Genomic DNA, 22,501 nt, shown 5'->3' with positions numbered 1-22,501 from the left:
CGCCACGAATTATTTTTTCTTTCGCCACGAATTTCACGAATTACACTAATCTCAACTTTGTGTTTTTCTATCAATTTCACGAATTATAAATTCGTGAAATTGATAATTATGCGCAAACTACTAATTAGTGTAATTCGTGAAATTTGTGGTAAAAAAATCATGATAAAAAAAACTTTTTAGAACGGATATCCAATCGCAATATTTAAAATCAGGTTGTCTTTTCGCCATGGTCCGCTTCCGAAATTAATATCATCAATTACCCAGCGCTGTCCATCTGGCAGTGCTGGATTTCTAAGAGGAAAAGCTAAATCAGTTCTTAAAACCAAGAATGACAAATCGAAACGTAATCCCGCACCGGCGCCAATTGCCATTTGTTTCATAAAATCTTTTGAGATTTCTGCTCCGGGTTTATCAGGATCAGCGTGTAAAAGCCAAATATTTCCCGCATCGATAAACACTGCTCCCCTTACAATACTAAACAGCTTTGCTCTGTATTCTGTATTAAATTCCAATTTTAAATCTGCCGATTGATCTGGTGTATAATTGTTGTTTGTTGTTGGCGGAATTACATAACTTCCAGGCCCTAAAGTTCTGGCTCTAAAAGCGCGAATACTATTGGTTCCTCCTACTACAAATTGTTTTGATGTTGGCAGGGTCCTTGAATTTCCGTAAGCAATTCCTGCACCTACAATTAATCTGCTGGCTAATTCGCTTTCTTTCCCAAGCTTTAAATAATGCCTGAAATCGGTTCTGATTTTTACATATTGGCTAAACGGAACATCAAATATGGTTTTTACATTGTCTTTATAATCTGCACCTGTAACTAAACCCGTTATATTTCCCGCCAAATCTAATTCTCCATTAAAATAGATCGTGTTTTTTCGGCGTTTCTGCATCGTGTTTGTGTAGGTGTAATTATAAGTTGGGCCAAAAATAAGCTGTTTCTCAATTACTTTCCCCAGAGCAGCATCATCTTTAATATCTTCTAAATACTCCGGCGTAACATGATTTGGACTCACGTAGGTTACATCTATTACATTTAGCTGATGTTCTTTCCTGATGTTTTCTTTCCACAAATATCCAAAAGACGTATTAAAAGAATTAAGTGCATACAACTGTGTTCTTTTTTGATATTCATAGCGTAAAGTTGCTTTTGTTCTTGGCACATATTCGCTGTTTCCTTCAATATTAAACGGCGTTATAAATCTCGGCCAGGTCAAACTGGTTTCAGCTCCCAGTTTATAAATATTTTTTCCCTTATTTACACCGCCCAGCTGAAAATCGGCACCGCCAAAAACGGAAACGGTAAATAATTCTGCTCCTTTAAGTAAATTTCGGTTGTTCCAGTTTACATTTAATTCTGTACCGGTATAACTGGCTGAATTTGTTTTCCCTAAAACCTCGACCCTAATGAACTTTTTAGGCAGAAGTGTTAGATAGTAATAGGAATCTAAAGCATTTTTTATACTGTCTGATGGTTTAAATTCATTTTTAACAAAACTAAAAGTACCCAGATTTACAAACCGATTAAGGGTTAGATTATGGTCTTTTCTGTTATATAAATCCCCTTTTTTGAAATATATGGTTCGATCGTAAACTCTTGGTTTAAAAGTTTCCGTTGTATCAATAATCGTGAAGTCTTTATACTTTGTTATATTTTTTCGTCTGTAAACAACGCTGTCATTTGAAAGAGAATAATTAGGATAAACAAAAATGTTATTGATCTTATAAGCTGTAAGGGCTTTGGGCGGTGTATCTGGTTTAATTACCAGTCTGATTTTTACTTCATGATCACCTTTACTGCTGTCTACCTGTGCCAAAAGATAATCCGGATTAAAGTAGAAATAGCCTTTCTCTTTAAGTCTTGCGTCAATTCGTTCTCTTTCGGCTTTTATGATATCTAAATCGTATGGTTTTCCAACTTTCAATAAACTTCTTCGGCTTGATCTTCCAATAATTCTGGACATTGCCAGGGAATCATCAGGAAAAGTCACGCTTTTAATGATGTATTGTTTTTTGGGTATAACGGTATATTCTGCTGTAACTCGTTTATTACGAACGGTAGAATCAGCGCTGACACGGGTTTTAAAATAACCGCGGTTTTCGGTAAAATTTCGTAGAACAGAAGCATTGTAATCTAAATCGACTTTACTGAAAAGTACAGGCGCTTCACCTACTTTATTACGAAGCCAATATCTGGTTCCTTTTTGTTTTTTAGGTTCTCCGGCAATATTATAAATCCATAATTTAGGACGCAACCCTAAAAATTGTTTGTTGGGTTTTGGGCGTAATAAGTCCTCCAATTCTGTTTCGAGTGCTTTTCTTTGTTTTTTCTTTATCAAAGAATCTTTGACCGTTACAGAACCTCCGGTGTAAAGTAAATCGCCTTCCGGTAAATATTTTGTATTACTGCAGCCTAAAACAAAAAACAGGCAAAACAGTACAAAATACTTTACATACCAATTTTCTATATGATTATGTTTTTTGTTCATTGCCTTCAATTTTATTTTCTTCCTGATTCTCTTTTAATTCTTTTTCTTCTTTCTCTTTTTGCTTTTGTTTCTCTTTACGAAGTTTTTCTTCTTTTATCATTTGTTTTTCTTGTTCTGAACGATGAAAAAGCTCTCTGAATTTATTGTAACTCATCGTGATAATAAAAGCGACACCCGTTTCTACAACCTGGCCTTCAACTGCTACCTGATATTGATTTTTTCTGTAGGCACGCACCATATAGCGGCCGTCTTTAGTAAGCTGATAATCCAATGCCACATCTCCCGCAATATTGGTGCTTTCTTCGTTTGCACGTTCTGCACCTTCAACGCCAAAACTGCTTCCTACGGTGACTTTCAATCGGTCATCCAGTAGTTTTTTAGAAACAGCAACATTTAAATCAGTTCTGTTTTCCATTGTTCCGGAAGTATAATCTTCTGTAGATTCTAAATCGAAGTTGACTTCAAATCCGGTAATCAATTCGCCGGCAAGATTGTTCAGTTGCTGTGAAAGAATCTTGCTCACACTTTGTCTGGCCAAAGATTCTGCATTTGTACCGCCGCTTTCGCTTGCAAACGGATTTTCGCCCACAAATCGGTTCAATAATAAAAGAGCAAAAACCTGTTTATTTAATTCTGCAGGATCTTGTTCTAATTGTTTCAGTTTAGTCTGCGTCAGGGTCACCACATCCGAAGAAACATCATAATTACCATCCGGAAGTACAATTCCGAAAGAGATATCCGGTTTCATCAACTCCCCTTTCATTTTCAATAAAGTCTGAAACGGAAGTTTTTGTTTGTATCTGTTTCTTATGGCCGGATCATCGTTTCCAAGCTGGTTTCCTAATAAATCAATTGGTGCGGCATTTACTTTATAAACAGCCGTAATATTTAGATTCGCCATTGTAGGCTCACCATTCCAGGTAATATAGCTTCCTTTCTGGATATCAAATTTTCTTTTGATTCCGTTAAAATTCATTTCATAAGCTCCGTCCGAAAACTCATATTTACCAGTCAAAGTTGTTTTTCCTGATTTATCGATACCTCCAACCAATTCGGCTTCGCCTTTCAAATTCAAATAATCACCATTCGCCTTATCGATTAACAAAGTCAATTCAGCTTCTTTATCAATCGAAATGGCCACATTTACATCCATTCCTTTTACTTCAGACTGATCCAGTTTGTTTTGCAAATCGACTGTTTGTTTCAAATACATATTATCTTCATCAACAAACTCCACAATTCCTTCACGGTCAGCAATCGAAGGGTCAGACTGCGGCATTACAACCGTAAAATTGGTTTCTTTATTAATTTTTATGGTTCCGTCAATAACGGGGCTGTCAAGATTTCCTTTAATATTTAGTTTAGTATCTAAAAACATATCTCCATAGAACAAATCATTATCAGCTTCTTTAGAATGGATAGCTCTAAAATCGTCTGCAGTAACTACTAAACCAAAATTATAATTCTTGAAATCCGGAGACTGAATGGTTCCGTCTACAGATAATTGATTATCGTTTTCGTCGTTAAGCGTAAATTTATCAAAGGTGATTACATCATTATTAAAAGTGATTTTTTCCTGATCTGTTTTAAAGAATGAATTCAGCTGTGTGATTCTAAAACCGGTATCGTTAAAGTTTAATTCACCCGATACTTTTGGACTTGATGCATTACCTACAATTTTAAAATTTCCAGACAAATAGCCTGTTCCTTCTGTAACATTACCCATTGTAAAACCCTGAATGCTTTTGATAAAAAGTTTCCTTAAATCTAAATTAAAATCAAGATTTCCATCATCCATTCTATAATTTCCGGTCAGGTTTACTTCATTCCCTTCACCTGTAAGGGCTACATCGGCGTTAAGTAAATTAGTAGTTTTATTATCGACTTTTATGGCAATATCGCCAACAGCTTCTCCTCTAAAAGCAAAATCATCTATTTTTAAATCTGAAGTAAAGGTCGGACTCGTCATGACATTTTCAACAACAGCATTTCCGTTGATCAATCCCTGCATTAACAATTTGTCTTTTTTGACAATATTCATAATGGTTTCGATTTTGAAGTTTACAAAATCGACTTGCAATGGTGCATTTTCCTGCGTTCCCTGCGACTGAACTTTCAACTCGTTTCCGTTATTATTAAGGAAAAATTTGTTCACGTACAATCTTTTACCTCCAAATTCAATCGCATTTTCCGGATCTATATTCCACTTATCATAATTTAAAATGAAATTTTCCGCATCGATTTTAAAAATGTTTTTAGAATCTTCCGCTTTAAATTCTCCGGCAATAAAATATTGTGGTTTTTCTTTTGAATCCTGAACTTCAAGTGCATAAGTTAAAATATTATTCTCAACTTTTCCGGACAAACTGGTAAACGGAACTTTTAATGAACCGCTTTCGATTGTAGCAACAGAAACCGAATATTCTAAAGCATTTTCTTTGGCTTCAATATTAATTTTCCCGTCGGCAATTGTATTATCTGCGTATACGATTCTTGGAATTGTTCCTCTTATTTCTAAAGAATCGGTTACATTATTGTATTTTCCGGTAATTTTAATTGGCTCTAATCCTGTCAGCTTTGGAATTAATTTGAAAAGAATTGGGTCGTTATCAACCGTTAAAGTAAAAGCTAATCTTTGTTCGTCAGATTCTCCATTTACTTTTGGAGTTTTCAAATCGATGTATTTTGACAATGATTTTTTTATTGCCGCTGTCAATGTGGTCAATTTGTATTTTCCATCCACTTCTGCTTTTAAAAACTGAGAGGATATTTTAATGTTGTTTCGAGTGTTATCCGAAAAAGCAATAACACGAACCGAATCCAGAACAATTGGTTCTTTATCCTGTAAAACCTGAATATTTGACAAAAACACCTTTCCATTCAAAAAATCCGGATTGCTATTGGCAATATCGGCGTCTACATTGCCTCGGAGCTTCATTGGTCCAGCATGAAGATTCAGTTTTTCAAGATCGGCAATATCCAGATTTAATTTTAATTTTATTGAAGGATACTTTTCCTGCGTATTGCCGCTCGCTGCCAAATCAAAATTTAAATTTGGATCCTGCATTCCTGATTTTACTGCGAATGAACCATTTGCAATATTTCCTTTTAAAGCCAAATCCCTGTATGTGTATCTGTTGAAAACTGCTTTTTGTACAATTCCGTCCAATTCTGCCTGAGCCGTTTTGGGATCCAGACCTTTTCCTTTTACTTTTGCTTTCAGCGTAATTTTTCCAATCGAATCATTTTTGATTAATCTTCCTAAATCAAAATCAAGCAGATAAACTGATGCATCGTATTTCTCTTTTTTCTTAACACGCTGGTCAAATAACGCATCTACTTTTGCATTTCCGAAACTGCTGTTTAAAGTCAGATTGGTCTTGAAATTTTGAACAGAACCTTTAAATTTTCCCTGCAGATTTAACTGCGATGGAAGCTGTATGTTTTTTGGAATTGTTCCTGCAGGAACAAACGAATTAATATCTTTTGAAGTACTGGCTATTCTTTTAATATTCAGGTCATAATATGCTTTTTGAGCATCAGGCAGTCCGGTTATCTTCCCCGAAAGGGAAACCTTTGTAGATCCGATACCGCTCATTTCAAACAAAGGAATATTTAAATCTTTTACTTTTCCGCTTACACGGCTGTTTATATACAAAATCGCATTTGGATTACTTTTAAACGGATTTGTTTTCTGCAGGTCAGGAACAAATAATAAAATGTCTTTGAAACCAATTTTTGAGTCATTCAAATTGGCATCAACAGAAAGGTTTGCAATGTCTTTTTGCAGCGCGGCAAGTGATTTGTATTCTACTTTAATTTTATCTTTTACAAGTGTTTGAGGCGTTTTTAAATATAAATTATCCAAGTAAGCATTTTTAGGCCCGTAGAAAAAATCTGTTTTTAAAGACTGAATGTTCAATCCGCTTTTTTCTGTTGCAACAAGTGATTTTATATTTCCAGAAATCGTATCATTTCCATAATACAATTTCTCGGCTTCAAGATTGAATTTGCTTAAATCTAAGTGGCTGTAATCGATTCCTTTTTGAACCGGTTTCGACTGCATATCATCAAATTTAAAAGCTATATTTTGAATGTTGACTTTGTTTAGTCTGGCTTTCCAGCCGGCTTGTTTTATGGCTGTTGTGTCTAGACTGGGCGCTTGAATTTGTTTGTCTTTTGCTCCTAATCTTAAATTGCCGCTTAGATTTTTAAGTTCGAAAGTGTCGAAATCTAAAAGCTGTTTGTTCAGGTCAATTTCATTAACGGATAAATCTAAATTACCCAATTTTATTCCCGAATCTAATTTTGAATCTTTGTTATCATATGCAATATCAATTTTTGACAAACTGATTTTACCTAATTTTAATTTGAAGTCTTTTCGTTTTGAAATTGTATCAACAGTTTCTACTGAAACTTCGGCAATTTTTTCGACTACATCCTGATTTAAAACCAATTTTAATCCATCCAAATCAATATTTGGAATATCAAAATCCATTTTATCCAAATCGAATTTATTGAATTTGGTGTCGAAATGCGTCAGTTTTACGGCAATGTCATTTTTAGAAAAATCGTCTTTAAAATTGAATTTGACATTATCCAGATTTACTTTTACAACAGAGATTTTAAAAGGTTTGCTATCCGGATCTTCTACTTTTGGCTCTTTTGATTCGAATGCTTTTATGATATAATCGAAATTAAAAACACCTTCTTTATTTCGGGAAATATTGGCTTTTACATTTTCAAGTGAAACCGAATTGATTTCGAGTTCGCTGCTTACCAGTTTAAACAAATCAACATCAACCTCTAACCTTTTGCCTGCCAACAAGGTATCTTTCTTTTGATCTTCAAAATAAAAACCTTCCAGAACTACATCTTTTGGAAATTTAATAGAGATATGATCTAACGAAACTTTAGTTTTGATTTTGTCCTGCAGATAGGTTATTGCTTTGTCTTTTACGAAATTTTGAACAGACGGAACCTGAATTAAAATAATAAGAAGTAATAAAAGTGCAACTACAGTAATCACGCACCAAAGAAGTATACGTAATGCTTTTTTAAGAAAATAAACAGGTTTCTTATTCATACGCCGATAAGCACGATTAGATTAAAGTTGTGTTATTGTAAAAACTGTATTTCTACAGATTACAAAATTGGAAATTTTAAACCTTAACAATTTACATAATTATATGCAATTATTCTAAAATTTCATGGTAAAATAGTTAATTTCCTACTTTTGTTGTTTTGATCACAAACTCGATAAGACTCCAATTACCTTTGTTTATCATCGATTTTCAATGAATGCTTATTTCGAGATTAGAATTTAATGTGAGGTAACTTTTCTCCTAAACGATTTATTTTCTGCTGCAGGTTTGCTAAGAATTTTTGATGCTGTTCAGATTCTGGATTGAAGCTTCGATGGCGCAGGCTTTTTTGGATTTCATCAACTTCCTGCAGGATAGAAATGCTTTCCGACGAAATATAATTTTCACTGAAAAGTTTCCAAATATAATCGATTGCAATTTGATTAGGATGCAGCATATCTTCAGCATAAAAACGATAATCGCGAAGTTCGTCCATCATGATTTCGTAGGAAGGGAAATACGCTAATCTTTGATTGTAGATTTTAGATTTTAGAATAGAATGTAAGGCTGTAAACAAATGCGATTTACTCAATTGATTTTCTACAAAACCATCTTTTATGTGGCGCACCGGCGAAACGGTAAAAATGAAATTGATCTCTGGATTTAAAGTCTGAATTAAATCGATTGTGTTTTGAATGCTTTTCTCGATTATATCTACCGATAATAATTCTTTTGAAAATTGTTTTTGAGGTACTTTATGGCAATTGGCCGCGATTTCTTCACTTTCAATATTTCGATAAACCCACGAAGTCCCAAACGTGATAATAATATGTGTAGCTTCTTTGATTTTTTTATTTGTTTCCGTAATCGCTTTATTCAGCGTCTCCAGTAATTCCTGTCGGTCAGCATTACTTAAATCAGAATGAACCTCAAAACTGTGCCAGCGCTCGTTATAAAAAAAAACATCTTTTTCTTCAAACAATTCTTCTTTACAAACTCTGCTGAATAATTTGTTTATTGAAACTGGATTAAAAATAATTCCGAAAGGATTGGTTTCATTTTGCAATTTAAAATAATCGAATTTTTCGGCCATATTTTCTGCAAAACAGGAACCAATAGAAAGTACTTTCGAATTGTAATCGATTGGGGTATTACTTTTTGAAATTGGAATTTGAGTTCTGAACTGCATTTTGTTTTTTTATTCAAAAATACGGTTTAAAACTTATTTACGAATCAAAAAAAATCCCCAAAATCAATTGATCATGGGGATTATTTTAATTATTTTGAATTATTAGTATTCAATTTCTAATTTTTCAGAGTTTTTGGCATCTCCAGAAAACAACTCAGTAACATAATTACTTCCATTGTATTTATTAGTATTTGTTACTGTTGCTGTTTCATCAACTGCTCCTTCGCTGTCGTAAGTTACTGTAACATTTTTTACTGTATTGTTTGCTGAATAAAAATCAAAATAGTTATCTAGATCTAACAAAAGTTTAGCTCCTGTAATGTTAATGTATGGGCTTTTCTTATCGTCAAATGTGCTTGTAATTTTTTCTTCCAAACGACCATCAATTAATTCTGTAGAAGCGATGTTTCCATTTACAAAAGTATAAAGAGTAGTTGTATCATACTTTGTTTCTAGTCTGTCGATGATTTGAGATTGGTTTGCGTTAACAGTTCCGTTTGCATTGTAAACGAAAGTTAATTTATCCTGAATACTTTTGTTAGATTCTCTTGTAGTGATTTTAGAAACTAATTTTCCACCTTCGTAAGCATAAACATCCGTAGATTGTAAAATACCCGATTTAAATAATTCAACCTTAGTAATAAGATCTCCTGTGTAAGTGTAAACAGATTTAGAAGCATCTGAAAGAGAGATTTGCTTCAATTTGTTTCCATCGTACGTTAAAGTGTAAGTAATACTTCCTGATTTTCCGTCTTCAACAACTGTTTCAGTAATTTTTTTTGGTAATAATACTGCATTTTCAGATTCTGATGAATTATCATCACTTGAGCAAGAAGAAATCAGTACCATTGATAAAGCACTAAAAAGGCATAAAATTTTTTTCATTTTGAATTGGTTAAATTTATAATGCTGCAAACGTAATACAACCTTACACCAAAACCTTACGGCATTCCACATTGAAAAGAAATAATGTAACTTAAACACTTATAACCCATTAACTATAAACAATATAAGTCAGTTTTTTTCTGCTAAAAAAATTACTCAAAAATAAAACTCCGTTTAGATCTATAGTTTTTTTCTTATTTTTTATGATATAAAAATTAAATAAATATCTTTTAAGATTAGCAAATCTAAATTCTACTTTTTATAATGCTGTACTGTGAAAAAACAACTTTACAAAAATTACATTTTTAATAACAAAAACCATCACCGCAAACTAAAACATTTGCTTACTTTTGCATCTTCCATTTTTTTAATATCCCTATATGAAATTATTATATTCTTATATAATCAGACATAAAATGTTATTGTTTTTTGCTTTGATTATGGCCTCTATAAACATTTGTTTCAGTTTGTCAGATTCTATTATTACCGGTAAATTAATGCAGGATTGCGGTGTTGGACTGGCAAAATACAAAGGAAACGAAATCGGGTTTATAAAATCTTTATCATTCTGGCTGGGTCTTTCGCTTGGTGCTGCCATGATTTCCAGAATTACCAAAAATTTTCAGGATTATTTTACCAATGTCGTAATTCAGAGAACCGGTGCTCAAATGTACACGGACGGAATCAAAAAATCGCTCGATTTACCTTATGCCGAATTTGAAGATCAGCGAAGCGGTGAAACTCTAAGCAAACTAACCAAAGTTCGTTCTGATTCTGAAAAACTGATTACGCTTTCTATATCACTTATTTTTCAAACCATTATCGGATTCATATTTGTCATTTTGTATGTGGCCCGAATTGACTTTAGAATTTCGATTATCTTTTTAATTACTGCTCCTATTATTGCTTTGGTAAGTTCTTATTTGGGTAAAAAGATTAAAATCGTTTCTAAGAAAATTGTCAATCAAACCAATGCTTTAGCCGGTTCTACGACAGAAAGTCTGCGAAATATCGAATTGGTTAAAAGTCTTGGATTAACTTATCAGGAAGAGAAACGTTTGAATTTAAACACTTTTAAAATTCTGCAGTTAGAGTTAGAAAAAATCCGTTTTATTCGAAGTTTAAGTTTTATTCAGGGTACAACGGTTCACTTTTTAAGAACCTGCGTCGTTTTCACATTATATTATTTCTTGTTTGGAGGAAAAATTATCGTGGGCGATTTACTTACAATGGTTTTCTTTACTTTCTTCATTTTTGGCCCGCTGCAGGAGCTTGGAAACTTTATTATTGCATTGAATGAGACCAAAGTTTCAATGGAGAATTTCAAAACCTTACTAAGCGCTCCAAAAGAATTTCGTCCGAAAAACCCAAAACATGTTGGAGCGATTCAGTCGCTGTTATTTTCAAATGTGAGTTTCCAGCATAAAACCGCAAAATTTAAAGCCGTTGAGAATATCAATTTCGAGATTAAACAAGGCCAGACCGTTGCATTTGTAGGTCCTTCTGGTTCCGGAAAAACAACTTTGGTAAAATTACTGGTTGGATTGTACACGCCTGCTGAAGGTCAGGTTTTTTATAATGATATTGATTCAACCGATATTGATTTACTGGACTTAAGAAAACAATTAGGATTTGTAACTCAGGATGCACAACTATTTTCTGGAACTATTCGCGAAAATCTTTTGTTTGTAAAACCTAATGCAACCGACGAAGATTTATATGACGCCTTAAAACGCGCAAGCTGTGATAAACTTTTAAGACGTGCCGAAGATGGTTTAAACACCACAATTGGCGAAGGTGGAATCAAAGTCTCAGGCGGAGAAAAACAACGTTTATCTATCGCAAGAGCAATTCTTAGAAATCCTAATTTATTGATTTTTGATGAGGCAACTTCTGCTTTGGATTCTATTACCGAAGAAGAAATCAATGCTACAATACGAAATATTTCAGATAAAAACAGAATTACGGTTTTAATCGCTCACCGTTTATCTACTGTTATGCACGCTGACAGAATTTTTGTTCTGGAGCAAGGTAAAATAATCGAGCAAGGTAAACACGAAGATTTAATTGTTGAAAAAGGACTGTATTATGCAATGTGGCGCCAGCAGATTGGGGAAAGAAAATAGTTTTTTTTAGTTACTAAGATGCTAAGGCTCTAAGAGACTAAGTTTTTTTGAATAGCCTCCTCGATGATGATAAATAAATTTAAAGGGCTTTAGCCAAACCTGATAGTTCGGCTAAAGCCTTTCTTAATTCCTCTTTCTTCGTCCAATGATAAAATGAAAGAATACTATAAATACAAAACCCGACAGGCTTTAAAAACCTGTCGGGTTTACTTTTTTGAATACTATAAAAGCCTTAGAACCTTAGTAACTTAGATTCTCAGAACCTTAAAAAATTACTTCACAAAATCAACCGCTTTTGATAAAGCCTCTGCGATTCCGTCAACATTTTTACCTCCTGCAGTTGCGAAGAAAGGCTGACCTCCTCCTCCTCCCTGGATATATTTTCCTAATTCGCGAACTACTTGTCCGGCATTTAGGTTTTTCTCTGCTACTAATTCTTTAGAAATATAACAAGTTAACATTGGTTTTCCTTCATGAGCTGTAGCGAAAACTACAAATAAGTTATGGTAAGAATTCCCCAACTCGTAAGCTAAATCTTTTGCTCCTTCCGGATTTAAATCTACTTGTTTCGCTAAAAACTGAACTCCGTTGATTTCTTGCAATTCTTTAGCCAAATCAGCTTTCATGTTTTTTGCTTTATCTTTCAATAAAACTTCTAATTGTTTTTTCAATTGTGCGTTTTCGTCCTGCAAAGCTAAAATTGATTTTACCGGATCTTGTGCATTTTTAAGTGCTTCTTTAATTTCATTTAAAGAAACCGCCTGAGATTCAAAATATTCTTTTGCAGCTTCACTTGTAATTGCTTCAATTCTTCTAATTCCAGATGCAACAGCACCTTCTGAAACAATTTTAAAATGCCAGATATCAGATGTATTGGCAACGTGTGTTCCTCCGCATAACTCTACAGAGTCACCGAATTTAATCATACGTACCAAATCACCATATTTCTCACCAAACAAAGCAATAGCACCTTCTTCAAGAGCCTGTTCTTTTGGTATAGCCCTTTTTTCTATTAATGGTAAACTCTCACGAATTCTTGCGTTTACAAAGTTCTCTACTTCTACTAATTCTTCATCCGTTACTTTAGAGAAATGAGAAAAGTCAAAACGCAATGATGCGTTGCGAACCATCGAACCTTTTTGTTCAATATGCGTTCCTAAAATCTTGCGCAAACCTTGGTGCAATAAATGCGTAGCCGAGTGGTTTGACGAGGTTTTAGCTCTTTGATTTGCATCTACAACCGCATTAAATGTTGCTGTAATATTTTCCGGTAACGATTTTGCTAAATGTATCGTTTGATTATTTTCCTTTTTAGTATCGATGATATAAATGATATCTCCGTTTTGAGATTCTAAATATCCTTTATCGCCTGTTTGTCCTCCGCTTTCTCCATAAAATGGAGTTGCATTGAAAACCAATTGGTAGATTTCACCATCTTTTGCACTGTCAACTCTACGGTATTTCGTGATTTTTACCTGATGTGATAATCTGTCGTAACCAATAAATTCCTGAATATCATCTTCTATAATTACGTTCCAGTCTCCAGCCGTTACTTTTGATGCTGCACGAGATCTTTCTTTTTGCAATTGCAATTGTTCCTGGAATCCGGCTTCATCCAGCTTTAATCCTTTTTCAGAAAGAATCAAAGCCGTTAAATCGATTGGAAAACCATAGGTATCATACAATTCAAATGCTTTTTTACCATCGATTGTATCTCCTTGATTATTTAAAATTACAGCATCTAAAAGAATTAATCCCTGATCTAATGTACGTAAGAAAGAGTTTTCTTCTTCACGGATTACATTAGAACAAAGTGCCTTTTGCGTTCTGATTTCCGGGAAAGAATCTCCCATTTGCTCGCTCAGAGTTTCAACCAGTTTATAAATAAAAGGTTCTTTTGTTCCTAAGAAAGTAAATCCGTAACGAATAGCGCGACGTAAAATCCTGCGAATTACATATCCAGCTCCAGTATTAGACGGCAATTGTCCATCGGCAATAGCAAAAGCTACCGCACGAACGTGATCTGCAATAACACGAATTGCGATATTTACTTTTTCTTCCGCTTCATTAGAAGCTTTAACTGTATAATCAGCCCCGGTAATTGTTTCGATTTCTCTAATCAAAGGCATGAAAACATCCGTATCATAGTTTGATGTTTTTCCTTGTAATGCCATACACAAACGTTCAAATCCCATTCCGGTATCTACGTGTTGTGCAGGAAGTTTTTCAAGAGAACCATCTGCTTTACGGTTAAATTCCATGAATACATTATTCCAGATTTCAACTACTTGTGGGTGATCGTTGTTTACCAGGCTTTTTCCAGAAACCAATGCTTTTTCTTCCGGAGTACGCAAATCAACGTGAATTTCAGAACAAGGTCCGCATGGTCCCTGATCTCCCATTTCCCAGAAATTATCTTTCTTGTTTCCAAGAATAATTCGGTCTTCATCGATTAATGTTTTCCAGATATCCCAAGCTTCCTGGTCAAACGGGACATTATCTTCTTTACTTCCTTCAAAAACAGAAACATAAAGATTTTCTTTTGGTATTTTATAAACTTCTGTCAATAATTCCCAAGCCCAGTTGATTGCTTCTTTTTTGAAATAATCCCCAAAAGACCAGTTTCCTAACATCTCAAACATCGTGTGGTGATACGTATCGATACCTACTTCTTCAAGATCGTTATGTTTTCCTGAAACACGAAGACATTTTTGCGTATCGGCAATTCTAGGACTTTTTGGCGTTCCGTTTCCTAAGAAAAATTCTTTAAACTGGGCCATTCCCGAGTTATTGAACATTAAGGTTGGATCGTCTTTAAGCACAATAGGAGCCGATGGGACAATAGTATGTCCTTTGCTCTCAAAAAAATCTAAAAATTGTTTACGTACGTCTTGTGATTTCATATTTAAATTAGAAAATGTATCTGTTTACAAATGTGTCAATTGATAATGTGATAATTAGAAAACAGCCCAATTTGATAATGCGTTATTTTAAAATTGAAAATGAAAAACTTATTATTTACAACAATAAATTTCCTATTTTGCGCATTATCTAATTGTCTAATTGACTCAATTATCTAATTATTTTTATTCTTGAAAAAAAGCCCCGAACAACTGAAACATTTAGTAATTTTGTTCGACTAACTAATTTTACAAGCTGCAAAAATAGGGTATTTTAAAATATGGCGAAAGTAAAATATTATTACGACTCAGAAAATCTGGCTTATACGAAAATAAAAACCAGAAAAAGAATCAAAATTGGTTACGCATTACTGTTTTTAGTGGCTTCGGCGCTGTTTGGTTTTTTAGTTTTTGTACTTTTAATAAATACTCCTTATTTTGAAACGCCTAAAGATCGTTTACAAGCCCGTGAAATTGAAAATTTAAAGTTGCAATATTCTATTTTGAATAAAAAACTGGATGAAATTGACGCTGCTGCAGATGCCTTAGAGGAACGAGATAATAACATTTACCGGGTTTATTTTAATAAAGCAGAAATTCCGGATTCGATCAGGAAAGCTGGCTTTAGAAATTCTGAAAGATATAAGGTTTTAGAGGGTTACAACAATTCGCAGCTGGTTTTAAATACTACTAAAAGAGTTGATAAACTCTCAAAAGAATTAGCCATCCAATCCAGATCCTTAGACGAAATATTGAAACTGGCCGGCGCAAAAGAAAGTTTGTTATTGGCAATTCCGGCAATTCAGCCTGTTCAGAATGAAAATTTAAAACGCGTTGCATCTGGTTTTGGATACAGAATCGATCCTTTCACGAAAGTGCGAAAAATGCACAACGGAATGGATTTTACTGCCAATACAGGAGCGCCTGTATATGCCACTGGTGACGGCGTTGTGGCAAGGGCTGACAACACTGCGTCAGGCTTTGGGAACCATGTTGTGATCAGGCACGGTTTTGGATATGAAAGTTTATATGCGCATCTAAGCAAATACAACTGCAGACCAGGACAACATGTCAAACGCGGCGATGTGATTGGTTATGTAGGAAGCACAGGAAGATCTGAAGGACCGCATTGTCATTATGAAGTACACAAAGACGGAAAAGTTGTGAATCCGCTGAATTTCTATTACGGGAATATTTCAGCCGCAGAATATGTTGCAATTTCGCAAATGGCAAACCAGGAAAATCAGTCATTAGATTAATACTACAAAAAGTATTATTTTTGAAATAAATTAGAAATAAAAAAACATGCACATTGAGCTTTCAAAAGATAAAAGATATTACAGTATTGGCGAAGTTGCCAAAGCTTTTAATGTCAATGCATCATTGATACGATTTTGGGACAGCGAATTTGATATTCTGAAACCAAAAAAGAACGCCAAAGGCAACAGAATGTTTACTCCGGAAGACATTACAAACCTGCAATTGATTTATCATTTAGTAAAAGAAAGAGGTTTTACGCTTGAAGGGGCAAAAACACATTTAAAAGAGGGACAAAAGAAAACATTAGATAAATTCGAAATAATACGTAAATTAGAGTCCATTAAAACGCAATTAAACGACATCAAAAACGAATTGTAATTAAAAATAGAAATAAACTTAAATCAAAACAAATATGAAAAAGTGGTTAATCCCTGTAGGAATTATTGTAGTACTGATTGCTATTATCGCATTTTGGTCGATTGGAATTAAAAATACTGCTTTACAAAAAAGTCAAGCTGTTAATAAAGAGTGGGGAAATGTAAGTACTACTTATCAAAGAAGAAATGACCTTATAGGAAACCTGGTAAATACAGTAAAAGGTGCTGCCGATTTTGAAAAAGGAACTTTAACTGCAGTTATAGAAGCGCGTGCAAAAGCAACATCTGTAACAATTGATCCAAGTAATGTAACTCCTGAACAATTAGCACAATATAACCAGGCTCAAAGTGGTGTATCTTCATCTCTTTCGAGATTATTGGTTTCTGTTGAACAATATCCAACATTAAAAGCTAACGAGAATTTCCTGAAGTTACAAGATGAATTAGCAAGCACTGAAAACCAGATTTTAACAGCAAGAACCCGTTTTAATGAATCTGTACAAGATTACAATGGTTACGTTTTAGCTATTCCTAACAACTGGTTCTTGAGTAACTACAAAGAAAAACCATATTTTGAAGCTGTTGCAGGTGCAGAAAAACCAGTTGAAGTAAAATTCTAAAAAGTTTAAGGCAATAATCAAAATTAAAAATCTATAATCTTAACTCTAAAATCAGTTTCATGTCAAAAGTAGAAGATTTTTTAACCAAAGAAGAAGAACAAGAAATTGTTGAAGCTATTCGTGTGGCCGAAAAAAATACTTCTGGCGAAATTAGAGTACATATAGAAAAAACAACTTCTAAAGCTCATTATGACCGGGCTTTAGAAGTTTTTCATGAATTAAGAATGGATGAAACCAGATTACAGAATGGTGTACTACTCTACTTTGCAGTTGATGATAAAAACTTTGTAATTTGCGGAGATAAAGGAATTAATGATGTAGTTGCTGCTGATTTTTGGCATTGTACCAAGGATATTATGAGCAATCACTTTAAATCCGGAAACTTCAAACAAGGCATTGTCGATGGTATTTTAAATGCCGGCGAACAGCTCAAAAAATATTTTCCCTCATTAGAAGACGACACAAACGAATTATCTAACGAAATCTCAAAAGGATAAATGATGAAAAATTCCAAAAATAAAATCTCAAATTCCACTAGAATTTTTCAGTTTACCCTTTTGTTTATCGCACTTTTTAGCTGCAATACCATTTTTGCTCAATTCGAAATTCCGAAAAAACCAAGTTTTCAAACTTCTGTTTACGATTATGCCAATGTTTTAAGTGCTTCAGAGAAAACGCAATTAGAAGAAAAATTAATTCGTTATTCTGATTCCACTTCAACTCAAATTGTAGTCATTACAATCGAAAGTTTAAAAGATGAAGACGTAAGCCAGTTAGCCACAAAATGGGCTCAAACCTGGGGACTGGGACAAGCAAAAGAAGATAATGGTGTTATTATTTTATTGGCTAAAGCCGAAAAGAAAATCGCTATTAATCCCGGTTATGGCTTAGAAGACAGATTGACTGCAGGAATTGGCGGAACCATTATTCGAAATATTATTATTCCCGAATTTAAAGCCGGAAGTTATTATCGCGGACTAGATAAAGGTGCAGATGCTCTTTTTGATGTTTTTACCGGCAAATACAAAGCAGAACGCAAACAAACTAAAGGTAAAGATTTTCCAATATTACCAATTATTGTTATTGTTGTAATTGTATTAATTTTACTTTCCCGCGGTAAAAGAGGAGGAGGAAATTCTGGCAACAATGGCGGTGGAGGCCCTAGCCTGCTTGACGTTATTATTCTGAGTAATCTTGGAAGAAGCGGCGGTGGTTTTGGAGGCTTTGGCGGAGGATCATCTGGCGGCGGTTTTGGCGGAGGCGGCGGCTTCGGCGGTGGATTTGGCGGAGGCGGATTCTCTGGAGGAGGCTCAAGCGGAAGCTGGTAAACTGATATTGTTTCAAGTTTTAGGTTTCATGTTTAAAAAATCTTATTTTTACAATTTACAATTTAATATAGATGTTATCACATAAAGCAAAATACGCCCTTAAGGCCTTACTTTATTTAGCTGAACAAGACGAAAATCACATTTCTAGAACTGTAGAAATAGCTGATGGCGCTAACATTCCTAAAAAGTTCCTGGAACAAATTTTATTAGACCTAAAACGAGGACGTTTTGTGAGCAGTAAACAGGGAAAATTTGGTGGATATTATCTGATAAAATCAAAAAATGACATCACTTTGGCAGAAATTCACCGATTATTTGACGGTGCAATTGCTCTTTTGCCATGCGCTTCTTTAAATTTTTACGAGCCTTGCTCTGATTGCAAAACCGAGTCTGAATGCAGTCTGCGTCACGGTTTAATGCTTATTAGAGACAAAACTTTAAAGGCAATGGAAGGCATCACAATCGCTTCATTAGTAAATAAATAAAAAAATATTTTCTAATTCCTAGTAAATCGATAGAATTAATATTTATATTTGCAGAAAATAATTAACAAACCATTTACAAAATTTTAACTCATGAAAGTACATTTTAGTCCATCAGGTGTAACAAAACTTTTGCAAAACAATCCAACCAAAATTTCTGCAGGTGCAAAAAGCAATTCATTTTTTATGTGTATATGTTGATTTAAAAAAAATTTCTTTTAAATTCTACTAATCACATATACTTAATATAAAATGAAAACATCTATACAAAATATCTTTACAATATTATTCTTTTTAACTTTCTCTATCTCATTTGCACAAAATATTGAAGGTGTAGTTACAACAAGCGAAAACATTCCTTTAGAGGCCGTAAACGTGGTAATTAAAGGAACTACTACAAGCACTATTACAGATAACAGCGGTAAATTCATTATCGATTCAAAAGGAAGACTTCCTTTTACACTTTTAGTTCAATATGTAGGTTATACAACTACCGAAATAGAAGTTACTTCAGTCCCGGCAAACCCTATTCAGATTGCGCTTAAAGAGGAAAACGAGCTTATTGAAGTTGTCGTTTCTTCTCGACGCAGAATCGAAAAAGTTCAGGATGTGCCAATTGCTATTTCTGTTATTACAGGAAAACAAGCAGAACAAACAGGAGCTTTTAACGTAAACCGTATTAAGGAATTAGTTCCTTCGGTACAGCTTTATTCTTCTAACCCAAGAAATACCGGAATCAACATTAGAAGCTTAGGTTCTCCATTCGGATTAACAAATGATGGTATCGATCCGGGAGTTGGGTTTTATGTAGATGGTGTTTACTATGCACGTCCGGCTGCGACAACTCTTGATTTTATCGACGTAGAGCAAATTGAGGTTTTACGTGGACCGCAAGGTTCATTATTCGGAAAAAACACAACTTCTGGTGCCTTTAATATTACAACACGCAAACCAAGTTTTACTTCGGGTGCTGATTTTGAAGTTAGCTACGGAAATTATTCTTTTCTACAGGCTAAAGCTTCGGTTACCGGTGCGTTAGGTAAAAAAGTTGCAGGTAGATTATCTTTCTCAGGTACGTCACGTGATGGTTTAGTTGATAATGTTGCAACAGGAAGGCCTACAAATACTTTAAACAATCAAGGAATTAGAGGTCAGTTACTTTGGACACCAACTGTAAATACTAATGTTATTTTTGCTGCAGATATTACAACACAGCGCCCTGACGGATATGCACAAGTTGTAGCTGGTGTTGCTCCTACTCAAAGAGCTGCTTACCGCCAGTTTGATGCTATTATTAAAGATTTAAATTATCAGTTACCAAGCCAAAATGCTTTTGATCGTAGAATTGATCAAGATACCCCATGGCGTTCTAATCAAGACATGGGAGGTTTTTCACTAAATGTGGACACCAAAATTGGAGGTGGAACTTTAACTTCAACAACTGCTTGGCGTTTCTGGAACTGGGATCCATCAAATGACAGGGATTTTACAGGATTGCAGGTATTAGCTAAATCTCAAAATCCAACAAGACAAACACAAATTACTCAAGAGGTTCGTTATGCAGGACAACTAACTTCTAGAATTAGCGGAGTTGCGGGAGTATTCTTTATCGATCAAACATCGCAAACGGATGGTACAGAAGAATCTGGAAATGCACAATGGAGATTTTCTCAAAGTACAACAAGCCCATTATGGAAAACTCCAGGTCTTTTTGAAGGATACGGAATTAAAACCGATGCAAGAATCAGATCGTCAAGTGCTGCCGTTTTTGCTCAAATCGATTGGTCAATTACAGATCGTCTTCATATTTTACCAGGTTTAAGATATAATTTTGACAAAAAAGACGCGCATTATGCCCGTACAACTTACGGAGGTTTACAAACCAGCGACCCTGCATTAATAGCTTTGAAAAAATTAGTTTATTCAGATCAATCTTTTGATTCAAGCACTGACAATACTGACTTTTCCGGAAACTTAACGCTTACTTTTAAAGCAAACGATAAAATCAATGCTTATGCAACTTATGCTAAAAGTTACAAACCAGTTGGTGTAAACGTTGCGGGGCTTCCAACAGATTCAAAAGGTGCTCCATTATTAGATCTTGCGGTTATTAAACCAGAAAAAGTAAATCATTATGAAATTGGAGTAAAAACTTCTCCTTTCAGAAATTCAATTTTCAATTTAGCTTTCTTTAAAACAGACATTAAAGATTTCCAGACTAACGTTCAGGCTGCTGAATTGGGTGTAAACCGCGGTTATCTTGCAAACGCAGATAAAGTACGTGTACAAGGTGTAGAATTAGACGCAAGCTTTGTGATTAGTTCTCACTTAACAATAAATGGAGCGGCAACTTATACAGATGGTACGTATGTAAAATTTACAAATGCACCGCTTCCGTTAGAAGAAACTGGGGCTCCGGTATCATTTAAAGATGTTTCCGGAACTAACCTTCCTGGTGCTTCAAGATGGGCAGGATCTTTAGGCGGTGAACTTTCAGACAATGCAAGGTTCTTTGGAAACGCTGGAAAAGTTTTCTTAGCTATTGACTCTTACGCTCGTTCTGAATTTTCTTCAAGCCCTTCAGCTTCAAAATATTTAGTTGTACCGGGATATGCTATTTTTAATGCTCGTTTAGGATTCCGTGCTTCACAAGGTTTATCAGTTCACTTTTGGGGACGTAACCTTTTGAACAAAGATTACTATGAGCAATTATTACCGGCAGGAGGTAACGCTGGACAATATGCTGGTGTTCTTGGAGATCAAAGAACTTACGGAGTTACATTAAAATATAACTTGTAAATTTTAAATTAAAGTTAGAAACTAATTAACGGGATGCATTTTAAATGCATCTCGTTTTTTTATGTCTCAAATCTAAAATCACAAATTACTATCTAAACCCCATTTTATTCTGCTGTAAATCGATTCTGGTTTATATATATTCGCAGCCTGAATTTATCGGTTGAATGAAGATTACTAAATTAGTATTTGTTTTAGGCTTTATAAGTCCTTTTTTACTGGCACAAAGCCCCACGAGAACAGATCAGCAGACACTGACCTGGGTTCGTTATTATAATATTTTTCCTTTAACTGAAAAATGGGCCGTTCATTCTGAATTTGACAACCGAAGTTTTCTAAACCCAATCCATCAGAATTTATTTGTGGTAAGACTTCAAGGCAGATACCGAACCTCAAAAATGGTTGATTTAGGCGGTGGTTTCGCCTATTTTAATGTAAACACGCAAGACCCAAAGATTGATCCTGATTTTTCTATTCCGGAATATCGCATTCAGCAAGATATTACTTTAATCAACGACATTGCCAAAATCACTTTTCACAACAGATTTCAGCTCGAAGAACGTTTTATGCAAAAAGCTACAAAAACTGAATTGCTGGATAGTTTCACATTTGCATTACGATTCCGTTATAGATTACAATCCACTTTTGACATTTGGAAAAAAGAAAAACAAAGTCTAAAAGGAACAATTTCTGATGAAATTATGTTCAACTTCGGAAAAGATAACAAACGAAATACTTTTGATCAAAATCGTCTCTATGCTGCGCTGCGCTATCATATAAATCCAAATATTGGTCTGGAATTAGGATACTTAAAAAGTTTTCAAAGACGTGCCAGCGGACTGGATTTTTATGATCGTGATATCATTCGCTTCACTTTTTATCATAAGATTGATCGTAAGTTTTAGAAAAAAGGCTGATCAAATTAAAATTTTGATCAGCCTTTTTCTTTATCCCTTTGAACC

Annotated in this window: 14 protein-coding genes; 9 read left to right on the top strand and 5 right to left on the bottom strand. The window is 34.4% G+C overall.

Annotated features, from left to right (window positions below):
* Positions 1-176: 176 nt before the first annotated feature.
* The 4 genes from BKM63_RS10620 to BKM63_RS10605 form a co-directional block, all read right to left on the bottom strand.
* Positions 177-2,492 (bottom strand): BamA/TamA family outer membrane protein, encoded by a 2,316-nt coding sequence (locus tag BKM63_RS10620; RefSeq protein WP_083572213.1) that lies wholly within the window; start codon positions 2,490-2,492, stop codon positions 177-179.
* The gene (locus BKM63_RS10615) at positions 2,476-7,578 is read right to left on the bottom strand and encodes a translocation/assembly module TamB domain-containing protein (RefSeq protein ID WP_071636577.1); all 5,103 of its coding nucleotides are present in this window, start codon (positions 7,576-7,578) and stop codon (positions 2,476-2,478) included. Before BKM63_RS10615 ends, BKM63_RS10620 begins: the two co-directional genes overlap by 17 nt.
* Positions 7,579-7,808: 230 nt before the next feature.
* On the bottom strand, positions 7,809-8,765 hold the full coding sequence (locus tag BKM63_RS10610) for a GSCFA domain-containing protein (RefSeq protein ID WP_071636576.1): 957 nt from the start codon (positions 8,763-8,765) through the stop codon (positions 7,809-7,811).
* Positions 8,766-8,867: 102 nt separating this feature from the next.
* A complete protein-coding gene (locus BKM63_RS10605) occupies positions 8,868-9,650 on the bottom strand; it encodes a hypothetical protein (protein ID WP_071636575.1) in 783 nt (260 codons plus the stop codon).
* Positions 9,651-10,030: 380 nt separating this feature from the next.
* On the opposite strand from BKM63_RS10605, the gene BKM63_RS10600 reads away from it, so the two are divergent.
* On the top strand, positions 10,031-11,776 hold the full coding sequence (locus BKM63_RS10600; protein WP_071636574.1) for an ABC transporter ATP-binding protein: 1,746 nt from the start codon (positions 10,031-10,033) through the stop codon (positions 11,774-11,776).
* A gap of 272 nt (positions 11,777-12,048) precedes the next feature.
* Here BKM63_RS10600 and alaS read toward each other — a convergent pair whose 3' ends face one another.
* Positions 12,049-14,679: an alanine--tRNA ligase gene (alaS, locus tag BKM63_RS10595; RefSeq protein ID WP_071636573.1), complete on the bottom strand. Its 2,631-nt coding sequence runs from the start codon at positions 14,677-14,679 to the stop codon at positions 12,049-12,051.
* Between the two features lie 278 nt (positions 14,680-14,957).
* Between alaS and BKM63_RS10590 the strand changes: the two genes are divergently transcribed.
* The 8 genes from BKM63_RS10590 (at position 14,958) to BKM63_RS10555 (ending at position 22,444) form a co-directional block, all read left to right on the top strand.
* Positions 14,958-15,935: a M23 family metallopeptidase gene (locus tag BKM63_RS10590; protein ID WP_071636572.1), complete on the top strand. Its 978-nt coding sequence runs from the start codon at positions 14,958-14,960 to the stop codon at positions 15,933-15,935.
* 46 nt (positions 15,936-15,981) lie between these two features.
* Positions 15,982-16,314: a MerR family transcriptional regulator gene (locus BKM63_RS10585; RefSeq protein ID WP_012023968.1), complete on the top strand. Its 333-nt coding sequence runs from the start codon at positions 15,982-15,984 to the stop codon at positions 16,312-16,314.
* 34 nt (positions 16,315-16,348) lie between these two features.
* Entirely contained in the window at positions 16,349-16,933 is a 585-nt protein-coding gene (locus tag BKM63_RS10580) for a LemA family protein (protein ID WP_071636571.1), read from the top strand.
* Between the two features lie 59 nt (positions 16,934-16,992).
* Positions 16,993-17,430: a TPM domain-containing protein gene (locus BKM63_RS10575; protein WP_071636570.1), complete on the top strand. Its 438-nt coding sequence runs from the start codon at positions 16,993-16,995 to the stop codon at positions 17,428-17,430.
* Between the two features lie 3 nt (positions 17,431-17,433).
* Positions 17,434-18,261, top strand: a complete 828-nt coding sequence (locus BKM63_RS10570; RefSeq protein ID WP_071636742.1) for a TPM domain-containing protein — start codon at positions 17,434-17,436, stop codon at positions 18,259-18,261.
* A gap of 71 nt (positions 18,262-18,332) precedes the next feature.
* Positions 18,333-18,746 (top strand): RrF2 family transcriptional regulator, encoded by a 414-nt coding sequence (locus BKM63_RS10565; RefSeq protein WP_057117104.1) that lies wholly within the window; start codon positions 18,333-18,335, stop codon positions 18,744-18,746.
* A gap of 249 nt (positions 18,747-18,995) precedes the next feature.
* The gene (locus BKM63_RS10560) at positions 18,996-21,542 is read left to right on the top strand and encodes a TonB-dependent receptor (RefSeq protein WP_071636569.1); all 2,547 of its coding nucleotides are present in this window, start codon (positions 18,996-18,998) and stop codon (positions 21,540-21,542) included.
* Positions 21,543-21,706: 164 nt separating this feature from the next.
* Complete coding sequence (locus tag BKM63_RS10555) at positions 21,707-22,444, top strand: DUF2490 domain-containing protein (protein ID WP_071636568.1); 738 nt, start codon at positions 21,707-21,709, stop codon at positions 22,442-22,444.
* The last annotated feature ends 57 nt before the right edge of the window (positions 22,445-22,501 follow it).

Source organism: Flavobacterium johnsoniae (assembly GCF_001879205.1).
Classification (GTDB): domain Bacteria; phylum Bacteroidota; class Bacteroidia; order Flavobacteriales; family Flavobacteriaceae; genus Flavobacterium; species Flavobacterium johnsoniae_A.
The sequence above is the reverse complement of the archived record's forward strand: the minus strand, read 5'-3'. Positions and strand labels throughout refer to the sequence as shown.